Source organism: Pseudomonas sp. BT76 TE3572 (assembly GCF_050435365.1).
In the GTDB taxonomy this organism is placed as follows: domain Bacteria; phylum Pseudomonadota; class Gammaproteobacteria; order Pseudomonadales; family Pseudomonadaceae; genus Aquipseudomonas; species Aquipseudomonas fluorescens_W.
The window spans coordinates 2,619,420-2,639,941 of the sequence record NZ_JBNDKE010000001.1; the positions used below are offsets into that span (position 1 = coordinate 2,619,420).

Here is a 20,522-nt window from a genome sequence, read left to right on the forward strand (position 1 = left end):
CAGCAGGAACTACACAGGGACGTGCCATGCAAAGCCAAGAGATCAGGACACCGGTCATTCCGGTCGTACCGTTCGCAGAAAAACGCGCCAATCATCAAGCTGAATTCAAAAACAGCGCAAAGCCCACTGGAGAAGCTGCTTTGGAATCTCGCGTCGTTGAATTGGAGACACACCTCAAATACATCCGACGAGACATGGATGACGTCCGTAGTAACGTCAAATCCATAAAACACAGGCTTGCCTATTCGGCTATCGGAACAGCCGTGGTCATCGGGGTTCTGGCCTGGATCGCCAATAGCCGTTTCGACCAGGTCGTGACACTCCTGGCTCACCAAGGGTAAGCCATGAACGCAAAACCCGGTTCGATCAACCGGGTTTGCGCAGTAAGCCAGCGGCTGGAGTCAGCTCAGGACTTCGCTCAGCGGGATAAAGCTCACGCAGTCACCTTCGATCAGCGTGCGATCCTCCAGCACCTCAACCAGACCATCCGCCCAGGCAGCGCTACGCAGTACACCCGAACTCTGATTCCTGTAGATAATTGCCCGGCCATTCTCCAGACGTCCGCGCAAGTACTCGCGCCGATTGCCTGCTTTTGGCCATGCAAACCCTGCAGGCACCTGAAACTTCAGGGGTTCAACCTCTTTTACACCCTGTCGGCGCAAGAGATAGGGCCTTGCCAACAAAGCAAAGGTCACCAGCGTTGAAGCCGGATTGCCAGGCAAACCAATCACAGGTACGCCGCGAAAATGCCCGAATGTCAGTGGTTTGCCGGGTTTGATGGCGAGTTTCCACAACGTCAACTCGCCCTCTTCACGCAAGGCAATGCCCAGAAAGTCAGCCTCTCCGACCGAGACACCACCGGTGGAAAGGATCAGATCGACATCCTTCAACTCACCGAGGCGAGCACGAGTGGTTGCTAAATCATCCGGAAGAATTCCGGCATCGATCACCTCACAGCCCAAGCGCTGCAACCAACTGCACAGCAACACTCGATTGCTGTTGTAGATCTGTCCCGGCCCCAGAGCCTGACCGGGTTCAATCAGTTCATCCCCGGTGGACAGAACAGCAACGCGAACCTTGCGAATCACGTCCAGCTCTGCGCATCCCAGCGATGCAGCCAACCCCTGTTCGATCGACCCGAGGCGCGTGCCGGCTGGCAGAATCAATTCACCAACAGTGGCTTCCTGGCCTTGAGGACGAATGTTTTGTCCTGCGGCCATGGTTTCGGTGAAACGTACTCGCTCATCCGCCTGAACCTCGGTGTTTTCCTGCATCTCGACGCAATCTGCACCTGCGGGCACTGGCGCACCGGTGAAGATTCGTGCACAGGTGCCAGGCTTCAAGGGCTCCGGTGCTTGACCGGCAAAAATCTTCTGGCTGACCTCAAGTGGCTCTCCAATCCAGTCGGCCACGCGCAAGGCATAGCCGTCCATGGCACTGTTGGGCCACGGTGGCAGATCAAGCGTCGAAACCAGATCATCTGCCAGCACCCGGCCCTGAACCTGCGCCAATGGCAAGCGTTCACGCTCACGAATCGGTGACGCTTCGGCCATTGCCAGCAGGCGTGCCAGTGCCACTTCGACAGCCATCAGACTGCCAGTCTTGCCTGGCTTACCCGCGGGATTCACAGGGTGCCGCCTGTTTGAGATGGGCCACGAAATTGCACGGGCGGTGCCGCGAATCCAGCTGCTCGACAAGAATGCCATCCCAACCGGTGCGCACGGCATTGGTCGAACCGGGCAAGCAGCAGACCAGCGTGCCATTTGCCAGGCCGGCCAAGGCACGGGACTGAACAGTAGAGGTGCCAATATCCGCCACCGATATCTGCCTGAACAGCTCACCAAAACCGTCGACTTGTTTGTCCAGCAGGCAACTCACCGCTTCCGGAGTGCTGTCGCGTCCGGTAAAACCGGTGCCGCCAGTGATCAGCACCACCTGCACGACATCGTCGGCAATCCAGTTGGCAACTTGCGCGCGAATTTTGTAGAGATCATCTTTAAGCAGAACCCGGGCCGCCAGGTTATGGCCGGCAGCGCTCAAACCGTCGACGAAGACCTGGCCTGAGGTATCGTTTTCCAGGGTACGGGTATCGCTGACCGTCAGCACCGCGATGTTGAGCGGTGCGAAAGGTACATCAGCCTTGGCTTTCATAGGCTCATCCAGTTGTAGGAGAAACAGCCCGGTGTTATATCACAGCGCCTCATTTTTTCGCCGCCCCCATGGAGACCTGCCATGACCTCGAATACACATCTGCCGCCCTGCTCCATTCTGCTCCTGGCCGGTGGTCGTGGCCAACGCATGGGCGGTCAGGACAAAGGGCTGCTGGAATGGCATGGCGAGCCATTGATTGCCCACTTGCACCGCAAGACCCGTTCGCTGAGCGATGACCTGATCATCTCCTGCAACAGAAACCTGGAAAAGTACGCGCCCTACGCCGACCAGCTGGTTCACGACGATGAAGGCGACTTTCCTGGCCCCCTGGCCGGTATTCGCGCAGGCCTGAAGGCCGCCCGCCATGCGCATCTGCTGGTGCTGCCTTGCGACGTGCCGCGTATCGATGCCCCGCTGCTCAATAGCATGCGTGAAGCCGCCAGCCAGCACCCGGACCAACCGCTGATGCTGCGCCATGATGAACACTGGGAACCCTTGTTGTGCATTATCCCCGTGGCACTCCTGGCCGATTTCGACAGTGCCTGGAACGACGGCGAACGCAGCCCGGGTCGCCTCATGCGCAAACTGGGCGCTACCGCCCTGCAATGCCCCGACAATGACCCGCGCCTGGCCAACCTCAACACACCAGAACTGTTAAGTGCCCACAACTCTGTGTCAGACTGACAGGAGAAGGAACTTGCACGCGCTGAACACGTCTCAAGCTCAGCAACCAAAAGAATTCATATTCGGAGACACACCATGACTCAACGGACCCTCGCCACTTTCATGCTCGCACTGGGCCTCGCTACCCTCGCCGGTTGCGCCTCGCCTACAGTGATCACCTTGAATGACGGTCGAGAAATCCAGGCTGTCGACGCGCCAAAGTTCGATAAGGATTCGGGTTTCTACGAATTCGAACAACTGGATGGCAAGCAGACCCGCATCAACAAGGATCAGGTTCGTACCGTCAAAGAGCTGTAATTTTTACGGTGACAACCGGATATGAAAAAGCCCGCTTTTGCGGGCTTTTTCGTGGCTGAAGCTCAGCAGACTCGCTGAACTTCGTGATCACCACTGCAGGGTGATCGTGCTTTCGAATGCTCTTTCCTGGCCGGTGACCGGGTCCACAAACCGTAATCCCTGAGCGAGCAGTTTCAAAGGATTGGCGTAGTCATCCTCAACATCCTTGAGTACCTGTGGATAAAACGGGTCGTTGCAGATGCTGGCGCCCAAGGCTGTCATGTGCACCCGTAGCTGATGCTTCTTGCCCGTCACCGGGTAAAGCGCATAACGCCAGAGATCACCGTTCTTCTCCCTGACTTCGATAGCCGTCTCGGTATTGCTGACGCCCGGACCTTCCTGCATGCGGAAGAAAGGCTCGCCATCGATGAGCCGGCTCTTATGGACCAATGGAAAAGAGCGTTCAGGCAACGCTCGGGCAATGGCCTCGTAGCGCTTTTCTATCTGCCGTGTAGGAAACAACGACTGATAGGCAGATCGGCTCTGAGGGTTGGCGGAAAACAGCACCAGTCCCGCTGTGTGCCGATCAATGCGATGCAAAGGCACCAGATGCGGGTTATCGAGTCGACGAATCAGCCGTCGTAACAGGGTCTGCTCCACGTATTCACCCGCGGGAGTCACTGGCAGAAAATGCGGCTTGTCCGCCACGACCAGATGCTCATCCGCATACAGAATCGACTCAACCACCGGGATCGGCTTTTCGTCCGGCACCTCACGGAAGTAATGAATCCGCAAGCCTTCCTTGTAAGGCAGATCAAGGGCGATCGGCATGCCGTGACCGTCGAGGACACGACCGCGAGCGATTCTGTCCAGCCATTGTTCACGACCGATGGCACTGAAGTGTTCGCACAGACAATCGAGTACGGTCTGCCACGGACCAGGCGGCAAGTAGAGCGTGCTGGCCTGGTTGTGTGCAGCAGAAAAAGATGAAGTGGACATACGAAAGTTCTAACCCTCAATACAGGGCGGTATTATCCAACAGCGGCCGGAACGAACCTAGTAGAGAATCCTCAAGCCGGTATCTGCGTGCGCGCTGCCGCTTCGGTGAACTCCTTGAGCCAGCGCAGCACATCGACTGCCTCCCAGCGACCAGGGTCATATAGCGCATACAACAAGCCTTGATAGCCCACGACATCCAGCTGCCGGTGATAACCCGCGCGCTGGAACAAGGCTTCGATTTCGGCGAAACAGGTATTGAAATGCAGTTTATTGAAGGGAGTTTTTCCTTCTGTCACCAGACCATCCAGACGTAATTCGAGGACAGCCTCGCGCACCACGTCCGCCGACATCCGGTTCACGCTGTTCTTCAATTGTTCGACATTGACCACGATTCATCCCTCTCACGCCCGGACTGCCTGGCCAAACCCGAAAACCAGGGACGACAAGGCAGGCACCACGAATAACTGTATGCGCATACAGTATCCGATCAGTACCGGTAAAGCCAAGGGGATCCATCGCAAAGTTCGACAGGCGGAACATCGCCACCGCAACAACCGCTTAACGCAGGAACGCCACTACCTGATCGGCACTGAACGGCCAGCCCAGTTCAGCGCCAGTATCGACCCGCCGTAACACCGGAATACGCAGACTGTAAGCTTCGAACCATGTTTCGTCTTCAGCGATGTCCACCAGTTCCACCAGCAGACCGCGCTCGACAAATTCCATCAGCATGGCTTCTGCCACTTCACAGAGATGACACCCAAGGGTGCCGAACAGCTGACATTCAGGAAGCATGAGCGCTCAACCGAAAAAATTAAGTCATCATTCTAGGCCTGCCCCGAAAAGCCGTCGAGCCATTGAATGCTCTACCTTTGCGCCATAACGGCAACGGATCTCGGCAATACGCTGACGCACATCAGTCGTCTTCAATACCCATTGCGCGATGCTCACGGACTATTTGCCTCTACGCTTGAATGGCCAGCGTCCATCACCGGAGTTTTTGTGTTTGCCAATCTGTTGATCATCTTCGCCTCCTCCCTGGTGGTGATTGCGCTGTTCCAGCACCTGCGATTGCCACCGGTGCTGGGCTACTTGTGCGTGGGGCTGATCGTCGGGCCAACGGCATTCAACTGGGTGAATGAAAGCGAAGAACTGCCGGACCTCGCCGAGCTGGGCGTGGTGTTTCTGCTGTTCTCCCTCGGGCTGGAGTTTTCCCTGTCGAAAATGCTCGCGTTACGCCGAGTGGTGTTCGGGCTTGGCAGTCTGCAGGTGCTGTGCTCAGGGATTCTACTAGGCGGTTTGCTGATGCTGCTCGGCATGCCGATCACGCCTGCGCTGTTACTCGGCGCCGGCCTGTCGCTGTCGTCCACGGCCATTGTCAGTAAAGAGCTGAGCAGCCTCGGCGAGATTTTCAGCAGCCACGGCCAGAATGCCATCGCCGTGTTGCTGTTCCAGGACGTCGTCGCAGTATTGCTGCTGACGCTGGTGCCGGTGTTCGCTGGCAGCAGCGACCAGGCCTGGTATTGGGCGCTGCCACTGACGCTGGGTAAAACCGTCGTGTTGTTTGTCGGCCTGTTGCTGGCCAGTCGCTGGTTGCTGCCGCGGCTGTTCCATGAAGTGGCGGCTGCCCGCTCCCCGGAACTGTTCGTGCTACTGGCGCTGGTGATTGTTCTGCTGACGGCGTGGTTGACTCACCTGCTCGGCCTCTCCCCTGCCCTGGGTGCGTTTCTCGCTGGCATGCTGTTGGGGGAGAGCCACTACCGGCATCAGATCGAGGCCGACATCCGGCCGTTCCGCGACATCCTGCTCGGGCTGTTCTTCGTCAGTATCGGCATGCTGATCGATTTGCAGTTGTTCGCCAGCCACGGCCTGCTGATTCTCGGCCTGACCCTGGGGTTGCTGGTACTCAAGGGCAGCGTCGTTGCGCTGCTGGTCAAATGGCGTGGCAGCGATGGCGAAACCGCCTGGCGCAGCGGCCTGGCATTGGCCCAGGGCGGCGAGTTCTGCTTTGCGCTGATGGCCCTGATGCAGCAGAACAAACTGATGCCCGCGGATTTGGGCGGCCTGTTGCTGGCGGCGACCTTCTGTTCGATGCTCGTCACGCCGTTGCTGCTGCGCGCCGCGCCCCACATCGCCACACGCCTGCATCGCAAACCCAACGAAGAAGCAAAACTTGAAGAAATCAGCGCGCTCAATGCCGGGTTACACAACCATGTCGTGATTTGTGGCTACGGCCGCGTCGGTCAGTCCATCGGACGCGCACTACGCAACGCGCAGCAACCCTACATCGCACTGGATTCTGATCCGGTGCGTGTCCACGAAGCCGCCCTTGGTGAAACCTGTGTGCATTATGGCGACTCACGTCGTGGTGAGCTGCTGGTCGCGGTAGGCCTGCAGCGCGCCAGGCTGTTGGTGATCGCCGTGGATCAGACCGACGTCGCTTTGCTGATCCTCAAGGAAGCGCGGCAACTCAATGCGACCGTACCGATTCTGGTGCGTACACGCGACGACAGCCAATTGGCCGAGTTGAAGGCAGCCGGCGCCAGCGAAGTCGTGCCTGAACTGCTGGAGTCGAGCCTGATGCTCGCCTCCCACGCGCTGATCATGCTGGGATTACCGGCGCATCAGGTACAGGAGCGGGCCGATCAGATTCGGCACGACCGCTATCGTCTGTTGCACGGTTTCTATCCAGGCGCTGACGACGAAGAGACCTAGTCCTGGCTCACAGCACCAATCTTGTGCACCGACAAGTCAGCGCCGTAATACTCTTCTTCCTGACTCAGGCGCAGACCATGGAACACCTTGATCGCGCCATACACGGCAAAGCCACCGGCCAGCGCCACGACCACTCCCAGCGCGGTGCCGATCAACTGACTGATCAGGCTCACGCCGCCCAGTCCACCCAACGCGCTCTGGCCGAAAATGCCGCAGGCGATCCCGCCCCAGACGCCACACAAACCATGTAACGGCCAAACCCCCAGTACATCGTCGATGCGCCATTTGACTTGAGCCGCCGTGAAGCACCAGACAAACAATGCGCCGGCGATGACGCCAGTGATCAGCGCGCCCACCGGGTGCATCAGATCAGAACCGGCACAGATCGCCACCAGTCCGGCCAGCGGGCCGTTATGCAGAAAACCCGGGTCATTGCGTCCGACGATCAGCGCCGCCACGGTACCGCCGACCATGGCCATCAGCGAGTTCACCGCCACCAGTCCGCTGACACCTTGCAGGGTTTGCGCGCTCATCACGTTGAAACCGAACCAGCCAACGATCAGGATCCACGACCCCAGCGCCAAAAAGGGAATGCTCGAGGGCGCGAATGCCACCAGTCGCCCTTCGCGATAACGACCATTGCGCGGCCCGAGCAACAGCACCGCCGCCAAAGCCAGCCAACCACCCATGGCATGGACCACCACCGAGCCGGCGAAATCATGGAAGCTGGCGCCAAAGTGCTCCAGCAACCAGGCTTGCAGGCCAAAGTTGCCGTTCCAGATCATGCCCTCGAAGAACGGATAGATGAACGCCACGATCAGTGCCGTCGCGCACAACTGCGGGACAAACCGGGCACGCTCGGCGATGCCGCCGGAAATGATCGCGGGTATCGCCGCAGCAAAGGTCAGCAGAAAGAAAAACTTCACCAAGCCGTAGCCATGATCAGCATTGATCACCGCCGCCGGTTGCATGAAGGTCACCCCATAGGAAATCCAATAGCCTATAAAGAAGTAAGCCAGGGTCGAAATGGCGAAGTCGCTGAGGATCTTCGACAAGGCATTGACCTGGTTCTTTTGTCGAACCGTGCCGACTTCAAGAAAGGCGAAACCGGCGTGCATCGCCAGCACCATGACCGCGCCGATCAGAATGAACAACGTATTGGAGCTATGGACCAGACTGTCCACAGCGCTTTGCAGATTTTCCATGGGGTTGGCAGACCTGAAGGCTAAAAAGCACCAAAGCAGTTCGCGCAGACAATTCATGCACCAAGTTGCGACTTGCCGGGATCAGCAGATTGATCCCGATGAGCCACTTTGGCGCACAAGGTTGGAACCTTTGCGCGAGTTTTCATTATTTGAGATAAGGTTTTGCTCGAATCCTGCCCGGCAACAGCGCAACGGCGCAGGCAGACGCACCACGACGTAGCAAAAGTTGTACCAGTCATTTGTACTGAACCTTCGCGCAAGGCTCATACTCGAACGTTTCAGAAGCCACTTACGGAGATCCACCCATGGCCAGCATCAAGGCAAAGACTGCTCAAGAAATCCTGATGAATGATTTTCAGACTCTGGTCAACGACACCGAACGGTTGCTGGAACACACCGCAACGCTGGCCGGCGATCAGGCTGATGAGTTGCGCGAGCAAATCCACGACAGCCTGCTGCGTGCGCGCGAAACCTTGAAGTTGACCGAAGACACCCTGCGCGAACGCAGCAAGGCTGCCGTTACCGCCACCGAAGACTATGTCCAGGCCAACCCGTGGCAATCGGTCGGGATCGCGGCTGGCGTGGGTTTCCTGCTTGGCTTGCTGGCCACTCGGCGCTGATATGGCGATCGGCGAATCCGGCTCGTCCGCGACGGGCCCAAGCTCCTCACCGCGGCGCCTGGGTGCCGCTTTTCTTGGACTGCTGCACAGCCATGTCGAACTGTTCGGCATCGAATTGCAGGAACAAAAAGCCCGCACCGTAAGCCTGTTGCTATTCGCGGGCCTGGCGCTGGTTTTTGCCTTGCTGTTGCTGGTGGGGTTGTCGACGCTGGTGTTGATCCTGTTTTGGGACACCTATCGCCTGGCGGCCATCATCGGGCTCTGTGTTTTCTACACACTGGCGGCCATTTTCTGTGCAATGCGCTTGAGAGCGGCGATTTTCGATGAATCGTCGCCCTTCCACGGCACACTGGAAGAATTGGCCAACGATCGGGAGCGTCTGCTGCCATGAGCCTGCCTGAACTGCCTCACAACAGCTCGCGCACCGAAATGCGCAAAGCGCTGATTCGCCTGCGCATGGAAATGCATCGTCAGGAAATCCGCCACGAATCCGCGCAACTGCTGCAACCCTTGCAGCGCGTGCGCGGGATGACGCGAAACCTGCAAGATGGCTTTGGCATCAAGCACGCTCCACTCTGGGGCATGGCAGCCGTCACCTTGCTGGGTTTTCTGACAGGTAAGGGCGCCAAGGGCGGTGGCGTCAGCAGCCTCACTCGATTGGTTCGTCTGGGCGCCACGCTGGGGCCATTGATCAAGCTGATGATGCAAGGCTCTTCGCGTAACCCCTAAGGCCATTATCTGGCTGCATGCTTGCGACATCGGGATTGAACCTCTTTATCGAGGGGTTCCATCCTGCGCGCCTGCTTCACCGCCGACTGCTGCTCATCGATATCGACGCCGCCGGGCTGTAGTTCCGCTTGCAGGTCCGGACGCGAACCCGGAAGCTAGGCATTCATCAGTCACCTGACGGAGTGAACCAGCCTTGGATTGGCAAACCCTGCTTACCCGCGAGCGCCTCGGAAAGCCTCTGCACAGCCCGGAAGAACTCGGCCGTAGCCCTTTCCACAAAGACCACGACCGGATCATTTTCTCGGGCGCGTTTCGCCGCCTCGGGCGTAAGACCCAAGTCCATCCGGTCACCAGCAACGATCATATCCACACGCGCCTGACCCACTCGCTGGAAGTCAGCTGTGTCGGCCGTTCGCTGGGTATGCGCGTCGGCGAAACCATCCGCAGCGCCCTGCCTGACTGGTGCGAGCCCAGCGACCTGGGCATGGTGGTGCAATCGGCTTGCCTGGCCCATGACATCGGCAATCCGCCCTTCGGCCACTCCGGCGAAGACGCGATTCGCCACTGGTTCCAGCAAGCCGCCGGCCGTGGCTGGCTGGATGCAATGAGCGAAGTCGAACGCCATGACTTCCTCAATTTCGAAGGCAACGCCCAAGGCTTCCGGGTACTCACCCAGCTGGAATATCACCAGTTCGACGGCGGCACCCGGCTGACCTACGCCACGCTGGGTACTTATCTGAAGTATCCATGGACGGCAAAACACGCGGACTCACTGGGCTACAAGAAACACAAGTTCGGCTGCTATCAGAGCGAATTGCCGCTTCTGGAACAAATCGCCCATAAACTCGGCCTGCCGCAACTCGAAGAACAGCGTTGGGCGCGCCATCCGCTGGTGTATCTGATGGAGGCTGCCGATGACATCTGTTACGCGCTGATCGATCTGGAAGACGGTCTGGAAATGGAGTTGCTGGAATACGCCGAAGTCGAGTCCCTGTTGCTGGACCTTGTGGGTGACGATCTGCCGGAAACCTATCGCCAGCTGGGTCCACTGGATTCGCGCCGACGCAAACTGGCGATCCTGCGAGGCAAAGCCATTGAACACCTGACCAACGCCGCAGCACGGGCCTTTGTCGAGCAACAGGACGCGTTGCTGGCCGGCACGCTGCCCGGTGATCTGGTGGAGCACATGCACGGCCCTGCCAAGCGATGCGTACTGAATGCCAAGGACATGGCGCGCAAGAAAATCTTCCAGGACAAGCGCAAGACCCTGCATGAAATCGGCGCCTACACCACACTGGAAATCCTGCTCAACGCCTTCTGCGGCGCGGCACTGGAACAGCATAACGGTCGAACGCCGTCCTTCAAGAGTCGCCGAGTCCTCGATCTTTTGGGTAACAATGCGCCCGATCCTCATGGCCCATTACACGCCTCGTTTCTACGGATGATTGATTTCATCGCCGGCATGACCGACAGCTATGCCAGCGAAATGGCGCTGGAGATGACCGGTCGTTCGAGCCACTGATGAGACCTGGGTGATCAGCCATTACGCCGCCTGTAATGGTTGATTTGCCTCTCAAACGCCAAGTGCACTCAACGTTCGCCGAATTCCCCTACAACATGCGCTGAGCTAACTGATCGATTATTCGGTAACCTCGCGAAATAATCTCGCTTCCTTCAGCTCGACAGAAGAAGCGTGAATACTCCTATGTTCAAAGACGATCTGCGCATCTTGCTGGTGGAAGATCATCCCTTCCAACTCCGGGCGACTCAATACCTGCTTGAGAGTTACGGTTTCACCCAACTGACCACTACCGACAGTGCCTATGGCGCCTTGCAACAAATGCTCAAGGCTGCGCAACCCTTTGATATTCTTTTGTGCGATCAATGCCTGCCCGACCTCTGCGGGCTTGATCTGGTCGAATTCGCCAGCCACCGGGGGATGATCAGACAGGCCATACTGTTAAGTAGCCTGACATCCGCCGAACTGGACGAACTTGAAAAAAAGGCCAACGAACACGGACTGCCATTGTTGGGGTACTTGATAAAACCGCTGAAACAATCCGAATTCAGAAACCTGCTAACCTTGGCCTCATTGTAAAAAAATGCATATCAAACACATTAAAAACCCAACCCAAACACCACTCAAAACTTACAATTAAACACTTCCGATCTTTCGACTAACCATCAACAACCTTCACCCTTCTTCATAAAAAACCTAGTTGATACGTAGTCCCATTCTTCTTCAGCTGTAGGATTGTTCCTATATTGCCGCTGCAGGTCCGTGAGCTCATGCGTCGCCTCAATTATCTGAGCTAAGGTGCGCGCTTTATTAGTGCTCGCATGGGATTTGATTATGAACTCCGTTTTTATTGTCGACGATCACCCGGTTATCCGCCTTGCCGTCAGAATGTTGCTTGAACATGAAGGTTACAAAGTCGTCGGCGAAACTGATAATGGGGTCGATGCCATGCAGATGGTTCGCGAATGCATGCCTGATCTGGTCATTCTCGACATCAGCATTCCCAAACTGGATGGGCTGGAAGTTCTCGCCCGTTTCAACGCAATGAGTACCCGTCTGAAAACATTGGTGTTAACAGCACAGTGCCCGACACTTTTCGGTATTCGCTGCATGCAATCCGGCGCATCGGGATATGTGTGTAAACAGGAAGAGCTGAGTGAACTGGTCAGCGCTATAAAGGCCGTATTGTCAGGTTACAACTATTTCCCAAGTCAGGCCTTGAATCCTGTTCGCTGTGATGACGCGCGATTCGCCGACCTGGAACTGTTCAAGTCAGTCAATGACCGGGAACTGATGGTATTGCAACTCTTTGCCCAGGGTCGCACCAACAAGGAAATTGCCAAAGGCATGTTTCTGAGCAACAAGACGGTCAGCACTTATAAAAAACGCCTCATGCAGAAACTCAAAGCCAAATCCCTGGTTGAACTCATCGATATGGCAAAACGTAACGCGTTAGTGTGAGAAGCAGGATGCCCAGTCGTATAAAGGATTATCTGACACTCATGGCCGCAGGATTATGCCTGACCGCCTCAGTGGCCGCTGCGCAGACCGTCAGCGAGAACTACACCCTGATGAGTCGCTCAATGGCCGGACACCAGGAAGTCCAACTGGATAACGCACAACGACAATGGATTGAGAATAAACGGGAACTGATCCTCGGCACGTCAGCCCCGGACTACCCCCCTTTCGACCTGACCATCAGTGGTCACGACTACGAAGGTTTTACCGCGGATTACGCAGGTATCCTTGGCAAAACAACCGGTTTGCCAATCAAGGTTCTGCGCTTTGCGTCCCGGGAGGCCGCTATAGAGGCACTCGAAAACGGCAAGATCGATTTGCTGGGGACCGCCAATGGATTCGAAGCTCACAACGCTGACATCGTACTTTCCACCCCCTACGCCGTGGACCAGCCGGTTCTGGTGACCCGCGAAGGTGAAACCAGATCCTTGACCGATGGCCTGGCCGGTCTGCGCCTGAGCATGGTGTATCACTATTTGCCGCAGGAGGAAGTGAAGGCCATGTATCCGAGGGCGATCATCACGTCCTTTCCGTCTTACCAGAATGCGATCAATGCCGTTGCCTTCGACCAGGCTGACGTTTTTCTGGGTGACACCATTTCCACCCATTACATGATCAACAAGGGGTATCTGAACAACATCCGCATGGCCAACTTCGGCAAACACGAAGCGCACGGTTTCAGCTTTGCCGTGCACAAGGACAACCCGCAACTGCTCGGCATCATCAACGCAATACTGATGGCCATCCCCAGCAGTGAACGGGACAACATCGCCAAACGCTGGAGTGCCGGCAGTGACATGCTGCTCACCGATCAAAAACTGCAACTCACCCACAATGAAGAACGCTGGCTGGCGCAACACCCGGTCGTGCGTGTGGTGGTCAATGAGGCTTTTGCGCCGCTGACGTTTTTCGACAGTGATGGCAACTTTCGTGGGGTTAGCGCCGACTTGCTCGAGCTGATCAGATTGCGCACCGGTTTGCGCTTCGACGTCCGTCGCAGCCGCAGTGATGACGAGATGATCGAGCAGATCAGGGACAATAAGGCCGACTTGATCGCCGCCCTGCTCCCCAGCGCCCAACGTGAGTCGACGCTGAACTTCACCCGCCCCTACCTGCAAAACTCTTTTGTCCTGTTGACTCGCAAAGCCGCCGACAGTCCGACAAGCCTTGCGCAGTTACAGGACAAACGCCTGGCAATCGCCCAAGGCAATCCCCTGGTGGATTACCTGCGCAGCGAGTTCCCGCGGATCAGGCTGATTGAAACCCCGGACACGTTCAGCGCCGTGGAGTTGCTGGCCGAGGGCAAGGCAGAAGGTGCGGTGAATTCACTGGTGATTGCCAACTACTTCATCTCATCGCAGCTCTTCGAACACACCCTTCAAATCAGTACCACCATCGGTACCCGGCAGGCCGCGTTCTCCCTGGCCACCGGCCGAGATGCCAAAGAACTGAACGCCATCCTCAACAAGGCACTGCTCAGTATTGCTCCGGAAGAACTGGGCATCATCAACAGCCGTTGGCGCGGCTATTCGGCGTCCTCGCAAAGTACCTGGCGCAACTATCACCGACTGTTCTACCAAATCGTTATCGGTGCCGGGGGGCTACTGCTGATTTCCGTTGCCTGGAACGCTTACATGCGTCGCCAGATAAAGCAGCGTCAGGCAGCCGAGCGTGCATTGAACGATCAACTCGAATTCATGCGATCACTGGTCAACGGCACGCCTCATCCTATCTACGTCCGCGATCGTCAGGGACTGCTGCAAAGCTGCAACGACAGTTACCTGCAAGCCTTCTGTGCGAGACGTGAAGACGTCATCGGCAAAGGCGTCATACAAGGCAACCTGAGCAATGCGTTCGAAGCCCGGGAGTATCAGGCCGATTACCAGCGCGTCGTGGCCGAGGGCAAACCGCTGATTCTCGATCGTGCGCTGCACATCGGCGGCCGCAGACTGACGATTTACCACTGGATTCTTCCCTACCGTGATTCGAGCGGTGAAGTGCAAGGCATCATCGGCGGCTGGATCGACATCAGCGAACGGCGGCAACTGTTCGATGATCTGCGCTATGCCAAAGAGCGCGCCGATGAAGCCAACCGTGCCAAAACCACGTTTCTGGCGACCATGAGCCATGAGATCCGCACCCCGATGAATGCGGTCATCGGCATGCTCGAACTCACGCTGAAACGCATCGATCATGAGCACCCGGATCGCCCGGCCATCGATGTGGCGTACAACTCGGCGAAGGACCTGCTGGAGCTGATCGGGGACATTCTCGACATTGCACGGATTGAGTCCGGACAGCTGAGCCTGAGTCCGGAACGGGTCAATCCAAGTGAAATCGTGGCCTCGGTGGTCCGGGTCTTCGATGGATTGGCACACCAGAAAAATCTTCGGTTGCTGGTGGAGTTCCGCCCTTCAAAGCCGCAGTTTGATGTCCTGTTGGACCCGATGCGCTTCAAGCAGGTCTTGTCCAATCTGGTCAGCAATGCCATCAAGTTCACGGAGCAAGGCCACGTCAGGATCATCGTCGACCTGCACCCAACCGCCGAACCTGAGCGGGTGCGGATGCTGTTGCAGGTTCATGACAGTGGCATAGGGATCAGTGAACAGGATCAGCGGCGGTTGTTCGAACCTTTCGCTCAGGCCGATCACTCCGGGCAGTCAGCCAGAGGTGGTGCGGGGCTTGGGCTGGTGATCAGCCGCAGCCTGTGCGAAATGATGGGCGGCAGCCTGCAATTGAACAGCCAGCCGGGTGTCGGCACTCACGTCGAGGTGTCGTTGCACCTGGCAACACTGCCACTCGTAGAGATGCCGGAGACTGCTGAAGCGCAAATCCGCACCACGACGACCCCGTTGAATGTTCTGGTGGTTGACGATCACCCCGCCAATCGCTTGCTCATGTGCCAGCAACTGGCGTTTCTGGGCCACCTGTTCAGCGTCGCACCGGATGGCCAGGCGGGATTTCAGGCATGGGAAGCCGAGCCGTTCGATCTGGTGATTGTCGATTGCAACATGCCGATCATGAATGGCTACGAACTGGCCCGCGCCATTCGCCGACATGAACAAAAAACGCACCGCCCGCCCTGTACCGTGCTGGGTTTTACCGCCAACGCACAACCGGAAGAAATACAACGCTGCAAACAAGCCGGGATGGACGACTGCCTGTTCAAGCCCCTTACCCTGACAGCCTTGAGTCAGTGGTTTGAAGGCATCAGGCCAACCGTCCGCGATCCTGCGTTCAGCCTGCAAGGATTGCGTCTTTTGACCGGCGGAGATCCGGTATTGGACCAGCGACTGTTGACCGAACTGTTGAACAGCAACCGTCTGGACCGACAAGAACTGCTGGCGCTGTCCCCCTCCAGAGAACCTCAGCCCTTTCTCGACGTCGCCCACAAAATCAAGGGCGCCGCCCGAATCGTCCAGGCCTCCCGGGTGATCGACAGCTGCGAGGCGCTGGAAAAGGCCTGCCACGAAGTGTTTCATCACGACGAAGTGGCCGATTGCAGCAAGGCTATAGAGCGCGCCATGCTCGAATTGGAGCAAGCATTGCAGCAACAGATCGGCCAAAACGACAACAGCAGAATGACAGAGCCTTAACTATGCTTGGACGCTGAGCAGTGTGTTAACCATCATGGAGAGACCTGCAATGCACAGCCCACTGCGCCCGGATCAACGGCGGTTTCCCCTGCACGTCCATATCAGCGTGATGTTCACTTTCCTGCTGTTGCTGACTGGCGTGGTGCTGGGCCTTTTCAACTACCAGCAAACCACGCAGATCATTCTTTCCAGCAGTGAAAAGCTCTTTAACCGCATCGAGCAGGACGTCCGTCTCGACTTGCACGCCACTTATGAACCGATTCGCCATCTGCTGTCCCTGCTGGCGGAATATCCGGCGACCCAGGCGCCTGACCTGGAGCAACGCCTGGCGCTACTCAAACCCTTCAGCCAGTCGCTCAAGGACAATCCCGACCTGGCTTCGTTGTATCTGGGCTATGGCAACGGTGATTTCTTCATGGTTCGGCCCTTGCGAACCCCCGACCTGAAAACGCTCCTCAAGGCACCGGATACGGCGGCTTATCAGGTGTGGAGCATTGAGCGAACAGGCAACAGCGGTCAGGTCCGCTCCCAATCATTGTTTTTCGATCAGGATCTGGCCCTCATCAGCCGCCAGGACAACCCCGACGAAACCTATGATCCGCGCACCCGCGCCTGGTATGCCAACGCCCGCGGCGACAGCGATCAAATCACCACCGAACCCTACCTCTTTTTCTCCACCCACAATGTCGGCACTACCCTGGCCCGGCGCAGTGGCGAACAGGCTGTCATGGGTGCCGATCTGACCCTGGCGGAACTCTCCGCCACCCTGGCCAAACATGTCGTGACGCCCAGTACCGAAATCGTGCTGTTCGATGCCGAAGGGAATGCCATCGCGTATCCCGACCGCAGCAAACTGATCATCGACGATCAGACTGCCCGCCTGATCAAAGCCGCTGACCTCAGCCCCGGCCTCGGCGCATTGCTCAACAATCCCGCCGCAGGTAATCGCCTGGATGTCGCCGGTCGTCAATGGATCGTTGCCCGCAGCCGCATGCAGGAAGGCGGCCCCCAGGGACTGCAACTGGCGCTGCTGGTGCCGGAAGATGAGTTACTCGTCGATGCCTACCGTATGCGCTGGCAAGGCGCGCTGATTACCCTGGCCACGCTGTTGCTGTGCCTGCCGCTGGGCTGGTTGACCTCGCGAATTCTGGTCAAACCCCTGCACGCGCTGGTACGGGAGGCTGACGCGGTTCGCAGTTTCGACTTCAACTTTCCGGCCTCACGTCGCTCTCCCGTACTCGAAGTCGACCAACTGAGGGTGTCGATGACGCGCATGAAAGACACCCTGGCAAGTTTTTTCCAGATCACCGACAGCCTGAGCGCCGAGACCCGCTTCGCCCCCTTGCTCGAACGGGTGTTATTTGAAACCGTGAAAATCGGCCAGGCCCAGGCCGGTCTGATCTACCTGCGCGAAAGTGATGGCGATCGCATGGAGCCCCATGGCCTGGTCGTCAACGGCACCTCACGGGCATTGCCGTCATTTGATCTTCGAGGACATGAACTCCAGGCTCCGCAAAGCCCTGCATGGCTACAACAGCTGTCGACTGCCGACAACGTCGTCACCACGCTTGGTTTTGAACAGGCCGGGGATTTGCAGAAGGTGTTGCTTGCGCTGGAGTGTCCCCGCGTTCATCTGATCGGTATTCGGCTGCACAATCGTCATAACGAAACCGTGGGCCTGCTGATCCTGCTGCTGGCCGACACCGGCAACCAGAGCGACCTGGAGAAACTTCGTCCGGACCGCATCGCGTTCCTCCAGGCTGTATCCGGCGCGGCCGCGGTGAGTATTGAAAGTCAGCGTCTGCAAGCCAAACAAAAACAACTGCTGGATTCCTTCATTCAACTGCTGGCGGGTGCGATTGACGCCAAAAGCCCCTACACCGGCGGTCACTGCCAGCGAGTGCCGGCGCTGACCCTGATGCTCGCCCAAGCCGCCGCTGCCAGCCAGGACCCGGCCTTCAGCGGCTATCAACCCACCGACGATGAGTGGGAAGCGCTGCACATCGCCGCCTGGCTGCACGACTGCGGCAAGGTCACCACTCCGGAATATGTGGTCGATAAAGCCACGAAGCTGGAAACGCTTAACGACCGCATCCACGAAATCCGTACCCGCTTCGAAGTGCTCAAGCGCGACGCCTGGATCAGCTATTGGCAAGCCATGGCCCTGGGCGGTAACGAGCGACACTTGGCAGAACTGCGCAACGCCACGCTGGCGGGGCTGGACGATGATTTCGCGTTCGTTGCCCGCTGCAACCTGGGTGGAGAGGCGATGGCCGAGTCCGACCAGCAACGCCTGCGCAGCATCGCCCAACGCACCTGGACCCGAACCCTGGATGACCGGCTGGGTGTTTCCTGGGAGGAGAACCGGCGTCAGGCGCGGACCCCGGCACCGACACTGCCGGTCAGCGAACCATTGCTGGCGGACAAACCCGAACACCTGTTCGAACGACCCGAAGCCGAACTGATTCCGGAGGATAATCCGTGGGGGTTCAAGCTCGATGTGCCGCCCTACAAGTACAACCGGGGCGAGCTCTACAACCTGAGCGTTGCCCGAGGCACCCTGACCCGCGAGGAGCGTTACATCATCAATCACCACATGGTGCAGACGATTCTGATGCTCAGCCACCTGCCCTTCCCCGGCCACCTTGGCAACGTCGCGGAAATCGCCGGCGGCCACCACGAGAAAATGGACGGCACCGGGTATCCCAAGCAATTGAAGCGCGAAGAAATGAGCCTGCCGGCGCGGATGATGGCGATTGCCGATATTTTCGAAGCACTGACCGCCGCCGATCGCCCCTACAAGAAAGCCAAGTCCTTGAGCGAAGCGCTGGGCATCATGGCCACCATGTGCCGGGATGCCCACATCGATCCCGAGTTGTTCGGGCTGTTCATCAACGCGCAAATCTACGTGCAGTACGCCGATCGATTCCTCGATCCCCAACAGATCGATGCGGTTGATCCGACAAGCCTGCTGGTCAAGGCAGGCTTGAGGGCATGATCAGCAGTCGGTCAGGCGCAGGAAAATCGCCGCCAACTGCTCGATACCGGCCTGATCTTCAGCGGTAAAACGCGCCAGTTTCGGACTGTCGAGGTCCAGCACGCCGATCAGGCGACCGTCCTTGACCAGAGGCACGACCAGTTCGCTGTTCGACGCACTGTCGCAAGCGATGTGTCCGGGGAACGCGTGCACGTCCTCGACCAACTGGGTCTGCAAGGTGGCCGCCGCCGCTCCGCACACGCCCCGACCGAACGGAATCCGCACACAGGCGATCTGCCCTTGAAACGGGCCAAGGACCAGTTCTTCGTTGCGATTGAGGTAGAACCCGGCCCAGTTCAGGTCCTCGAGCTGGTTGTACAGGAACGCCGAGAACTGCGCGGCGTTGGCAATGAAATCCCGCTCGTCCGCCAGCAACGACTCCAATTGCGCCCACAACATGCCGTAGCCTTCGAGGCCCTGGCCGCTCTTTTGTAAATCGATCATGCCTTGTGCTCCAACAGCTTCAGCCCGACCCAATAGCGGGCAAATTGATACGCGCAACGTCCATTGCGATTACCGCGGCCCGTGGCCCAGCGTACCGCGAGGATGTCCAGTGCTTCGTCTCGCTGCCACTCAAGGCCCGCCTTGTCGGCCAGTTGACCGATCCAGTGTTCGACGACGTTGAGGAAGTGTTCCTGGGTAAACGGATAGAACGACAGCCACAATCCGAAACGGTCCGACAGTGCAATTTTGTCCTCCACCGCTTCGCTGGGATGGAGTTCGCCGTCAACGCGTTTCCAGTTTTCGTTATCGCTTTCCTTTTCCGGGACCAGATGGCGACGGTTGGACGTGGCGTACAACAAAACGTTATCCGGGGCCTGTTCGAGAGAGCCGTCGAGCACGCTCTTGAGCACCCGGTAATCACCCTCGCCCGACTCGAACGACAGGTCATCGCAGAACAACACGAAACGCTGTGGCAGCTTGGCGATCTGTTCGACCACGCGTGGCAAGTCCGCCAGGTGATCGCGTTCGATCTCGATCAGCCGCAGACCGGCCTTGGCGTGTTCGGCCAGCAAGGCGCGAACCAGCGACGATTTACCGGTGCCGCGCGCGCCCCAGAGCAATGCGTGGTTGGCCGGCATGCCATCGAGGAACTGTTGGGTATTTCGCCCCAGTTGCTCCAGTTGCCGGTCGACACCGATCAGATCGGACAAGCGCATGTCGAGGCTGACTTCCAGCGGCAACAGAAACCCGCTGCGCCCCTCGCGTTGCCAGCGCGCGGCCAGGCAATGATTCCAGTCGATAGCTTGCCGAGGTGCAGGCAGCAGCGGTTCGATACGGGCCAAAACGGCATCGGCGCGTTCAAGAAAAGCATTTAATCGGGAATCCACGTCTTCTCCTCGGGCTCGTTCACAGTAATGATGGCGATACAGCGACGAAACACAGCGTTCGGTGTCCAGTTCATCCCTTTACACAAGGGCTCGCGAGAACATCGGTATCCATGCATGATCGACTATGCTTGAGCAGCGAAGG

20 protein-coding genes are annotated in these 20,522 nt (G+C 57.9%); 12 read left to right on the forward strand and 8 right to left on the reverse strand.

The genetic code is table 11. From position 1 onward, the window contains the following. Positions 1–26 precede the first annotated feature (26 nt). Positions 27–341: a hypothetical protein gene (locus ABH912_RS11965; protein WP_429510770.1), complete on the forward strand. Its 315-nt coding sequence runs from the start codon at positions 27–29 to the stop codon at positions 339–341. Positions 342–401: 60 nt separating this feature from the next. On the opposite strand, the gene ABH912_RS11970 is transcribed toward ABH912_RS11965, so the two are convergent. Continuing rightward, entirely contained in the window at positions 402–1,628 is a 1,227-nt protein-coding gene (locus tag ABH912_RS11970; RefSeq protein WP_429510771.1) for a molybdopterin molybdotransferase MoeA, read from the reverse strand. Next, on the reverse strand, positions 1,612–2,151 hold the full coding sequence (gene moaB / locus ABH912_RS11975) for a molybdenum cofactor biosynthesis protein B (RefSeq protein ID WP_429510772.1): 540 nt from the start codon (positions 2,149–2,151) through the stop codon (positions 1,612–1,614). Before moaB ends, ABH912_RS11970 begins: the two co-directional genes overlap by 17 nt. A gap of 81 nt (positions 2,152–2,232) precedes the next feature. Here moaB and mobA point away from each other — a divergent pair, with 81 nt between their 5' ends. Together mobA and ABH912_RS11985 are read left to right on the forward strand one after the other, a co-directional pair. Continuing rightward, on the forward strand, positions 2,233–2,835 hold the full coding sequence (mobA, locus tag ABH912_RS11980; RefSeq protein ID WP_033059148.1) for a molybdenum cofactor guanylyltransferase MobA: 603 nt from the start codon (positions 2,233–2,235) through the stop codon (positions 2,833–2,835). A 75-nt stretch (positions 2,836–2,910) separates the two neighbouring features. After that, on the forward strand, positions 2,911–3,132 hold the full coding sequence (locus ABH912_RS11985; protein WP_033059146.1) for a YgdI/YgdR family lipoprotein: 222 nt from the start codon (positions 2,911–2,913) through the stop codon (positions 3,130–3,132). Between the two features lie 87 nt (positions 3,133–3,219). Here the strand turns inward: ABH912_RS11985 and ABH912_RS11990 are convergent, their stop codons facing one another. The 3 genes from ABH912_RS11990 to ABH912_RS12000 form a co-directional block, all read right to left on the reverse strand. Next, on the reverse strand, positions 3,220–4,110 hold the full coding sequence (locus ABH912_RS11990) for a pseudouridine synthase (RefSeq protein ID WP_033059144.1): 891 nt from the start codon (positions 4,108–4,110) through the stop codon (positions 3,220–3,222). Between the two features lie 71 nt (positions 4,111–4,181). Further along, positions 4,182–4,499, reverse strand: a complete 318-nt coding sequence (locus ABH912_RS11995; RefSeq protein WP_008145883.1) for a hypothetical protein — start codon at positions 4,497–4,499, stop codon at positions 4,182–4,184. Positions 4,500–4,668: 169 nt separating this feature from the next. Further along, on the reverse strand, positions 4,669–4,905 hold the full coding sequence (locus tag ABH912_RS12000; protein WP_033059141.1) for a glutaredoxin family protein: 237 nt from the start codon (positions 4,903–4,905) through the stop codon (positions 4,669–4,671). Between the two features lie 207 nt (positions 4,906–5,112). Here ABH912_RS12000 and ABH912_RS12005 point away from each other — a divergent pair, with 207 nt between their 5' ends. After that, positions 5,113–6,825 carry a cation:proton antiporter gene (locus ABH912_RS12005; protein WP_429513095.1) on the forward strand — a complete coding sequence of 571 codons (1,713 nt, stop codon included), beginning with the start codon at positions 5,113–5,115 and terminating at the stop codon, positions 6,823–6,825. Here ABH912_RS12005 and ABH912_RS12010 read toward each other — a convergent pair. Continuing rightward, a complete protein-coding gene (locus ABH912_RS12010) occupies positions 6,822–8,030 on the reverse strand; it encodes an ammonium transporter (protein WP_033059138.1) in 1,209 nt (402 codons plus the stop codon). The two genes, ABH912_RS12005 and ABH912_RS12010, sit on opposite strands and share 4 nt — an antisense overlap. A 305-nt stretch (positions 8,031–8,335) precedes the next feature. Between ABH912_RS12010 and ABH912_RS12015 the strand changes: the two genes are divergently transcribed. The 8 genes from ABH912_RS12015 (at position 8,336) to ABH912_RS12050 (ending at position 19,010) form a co-directional block, all read left to right on the forward strand. Then, positions 8,336–8,650, forward strand: coding sequence for a DUF883 family protein (locus ABH912_RS12015; protein ID WP_033059137.1), 315 nt, complete (start codon positions 8,336–8,338; stop codon positions 8,648–8,650). Between the two features lies 1 nt (position 8,651). Then, complete coding sequence (locus ABH912_RS12020) at positions 8,652–9,041, forward strand: phage holin family protein (RefSeq protein WP_008145878.1); 390 nt, start codon at positions 8,652–8,654, stop codon at positions 9,039–9,041. Beyond that, positions 9,038–9,379 carry a hypothetical protein gene (locus ABH912_RS12025; RefSeq protein ID WP_429510773.1) on the forward strand — a complete coding sequence of 114 codons (342 nt, stop codon included), beginning with the start codon at positions 9,038–9,040 and terminating at the stop codon, positions 9,377–9,379. The genes ABH912_RS12020 and ABH912_RS12025 overlap by 4 nt, the downstream gene beginning before the upstream one ends. A 193-nt stretch (positions 9,380–9,572) precedes the next feature. Beyond that, the gene (locus ABH912_RS12030) at positions 9,573–10,901 is read left to right on the forward strand and encodes a deoxyguanosinetriphosphate triphosphohydrolase (protein ID WP_033059133.1); all 1,329 of its coding nucleotides are present in this window, start codon (positions 9,573–9,575) and stop codon (positions 10,899–10,901) included. Between the two features lie 183 nt (positions 10,902–11,084). Beyond that, entirely contained in the window at positions 11,085–11,477 is a 393-nt protein-coding gene (locus tag ABH912_RS12035) for a response regulator (protein WP_429510774.1), read from the forward strand. A gap of 255 nt (positions 11,478–11,732) precedes the next feature. Further along, the gene (locus ABH912_RS12040) at positions 11,733–12,359 is read left to right on the forward strand and encodes a response regulator transcription factor (protein WP_033059130.1); all 627 of its coding nucleotides are present in this window, start codon (positions 11,733–11,735) and stop codon (positions 12,357–12,359) included. Positions 12,360–12,367: 8 nt separating this feature from the next. Then, entirely contained in the window at positions 12,368–16,012 is a 3,645-nt protein-coding gene (locus tag ABH912_RS12045; RefSeq protein ID WP_429510775.1) for a transporter substrate-binding domain-containing protein, read from the forward strand. Positions 16,013–16,061: 49 nt separating this feature from the next. Next, positions 16,062–19,010: an HD domain-containing phosphohydrolase gene (locus ABH912_RS12050; RefSeq protein WP_429510776.1), complete on the forward strand. Its 2,949-nt coding sequence runs from the start codon at positions 16,062–16,064 to the stop codon at positions 19,008–19,010. Here the strand turns inward: ABH912_RS12050 and ABH912_RS12055 are convergent, their stop codons facing one another. Beyond that, entirely contained in the window at positions 19,011–19,493 is a 483-nt protein-coding gene (locus ABH912_RS12055; RefSeq protein WP_429510777.1) for a GAF domain-containing protein, read from the reverse strand. Next, positions 19,490–20,380 carry an ATP-binding protein gene (locus tag ABH912_RS12060; RefSeq protein ID WP_429510778.1) on the reverse strand — a complete coding sequence of 297 codons (891 nt, stop codon included), beginning with the start codon at positions 20,378–20,380 and terminating at the stop codon, positions 19,490–19,492. The genes ABH912_RS12055 and ABH912_RS12060 overlap by 4 nt, the downstream gene beginning before the upstream one ends. Positions 20,381–20,522 lie beyond the last annotated feature (142 nt).

Coding starts and splice junctions, on each gene's coding strand:
- ABH912_RS11965 (WP_429510770.1), top strand. CDS start 27: ATGCAAAGCCAAGAGATCAGGACACCGGTCATTCCGGTCGTACCGTTC.
- moaB (WP_429510772.1), bottom strand. CDS start 2,151: ATGAAAGCCAAGGCTGATGTACCTTTCGCACCGCTCAACATCGCGGTG.
- mobA (WP_033059148.1), top strand. CDS start 2,233: ATGACCTCGAATACACATCTGCCGCCCTGCTCCATTCTGCTCCTGGCC.
- ABH912_RS11985 (WP_033059146.1), top strand. CDS start 2,911: ATGACTCAACGGACCCTCGCCACTTTCATGCTCGCACTGGGCCTCGCT.
- ABH912_RS11990 (WP_033059144.1), bottom strand. CDS start 4,110: ATGTCCACTTCATCTTTTTCTGCTGCACACAACCAGGCCAGCACGCTC.
- ABH912_RS12000 (WP_033059141.1), bottom strand. CDS start 4,905: ATGCTTCCTGAATGTCAGCTGTTCGGCACCCTTGGGTGTCATCTCTGT.
- ABH912_RS12010 (WP_033059138.1), bottom strand. CDS start 8,030: ATGGAAAATCTGCAAAGCGCTGTGGACAGTCTGGTCCATAGCTCCAAT.
- ABH912_RS12015 (WP_033059137.1), top strand. CDS start 8,336: ATGGCCAGCATCAAGGCAAAGACTGCTCAAGAAATCCTGATGAATGAT.
- ABH912_RS12020 (WP_008145878.1), top strand. CDS start 8,652: ATGGCGATCGGCGAATCCGGCTCGTCCGCGACGGGCCCAAGCTCCTCA.
- ABH912_RS12025 (WP_429510773.1), top strand. CDS start 9,038: ATGAGCCTGCCTGAACTGCCTCACAACAGCTCGCGCACCGAAATGCGC.
- ABH912_RS12035 (WP_429510774.1), top strand. CDS start 11,085: ATGTTCAAAGACGATCTGCGCATCTTGCTGGTGGAAGATCATCCCTTC.
- ABH912_RS12040 (WP_033059130.1), top strand. CDS start 11,733: ATGAACTCCGTTTTTATTGTCGACGATCACCCGGTTATCCGCCTTGCC.
- ABH912_RS12045 (WP_429510775.1), top strand. CDS start 12,368: ATGCCCAGTCGTATAAAGGATTATCTGACACTCATGGCCGCAGGATTA.
- ABH912_RS12050 (WP_429510776.1), top strand. CDS start 16,062: ATGCACAGCCCACTGCGCCCGGATCAACGGCGGTTTCCCCTGCACGTC.
- ABH912_RS12055 (WP_429510777.1), bottom strand. CDS start 19,493: ATGATCGATTTACAAAAGAGCGGCCAGGGCCTCGAAGGCTACGGCATG.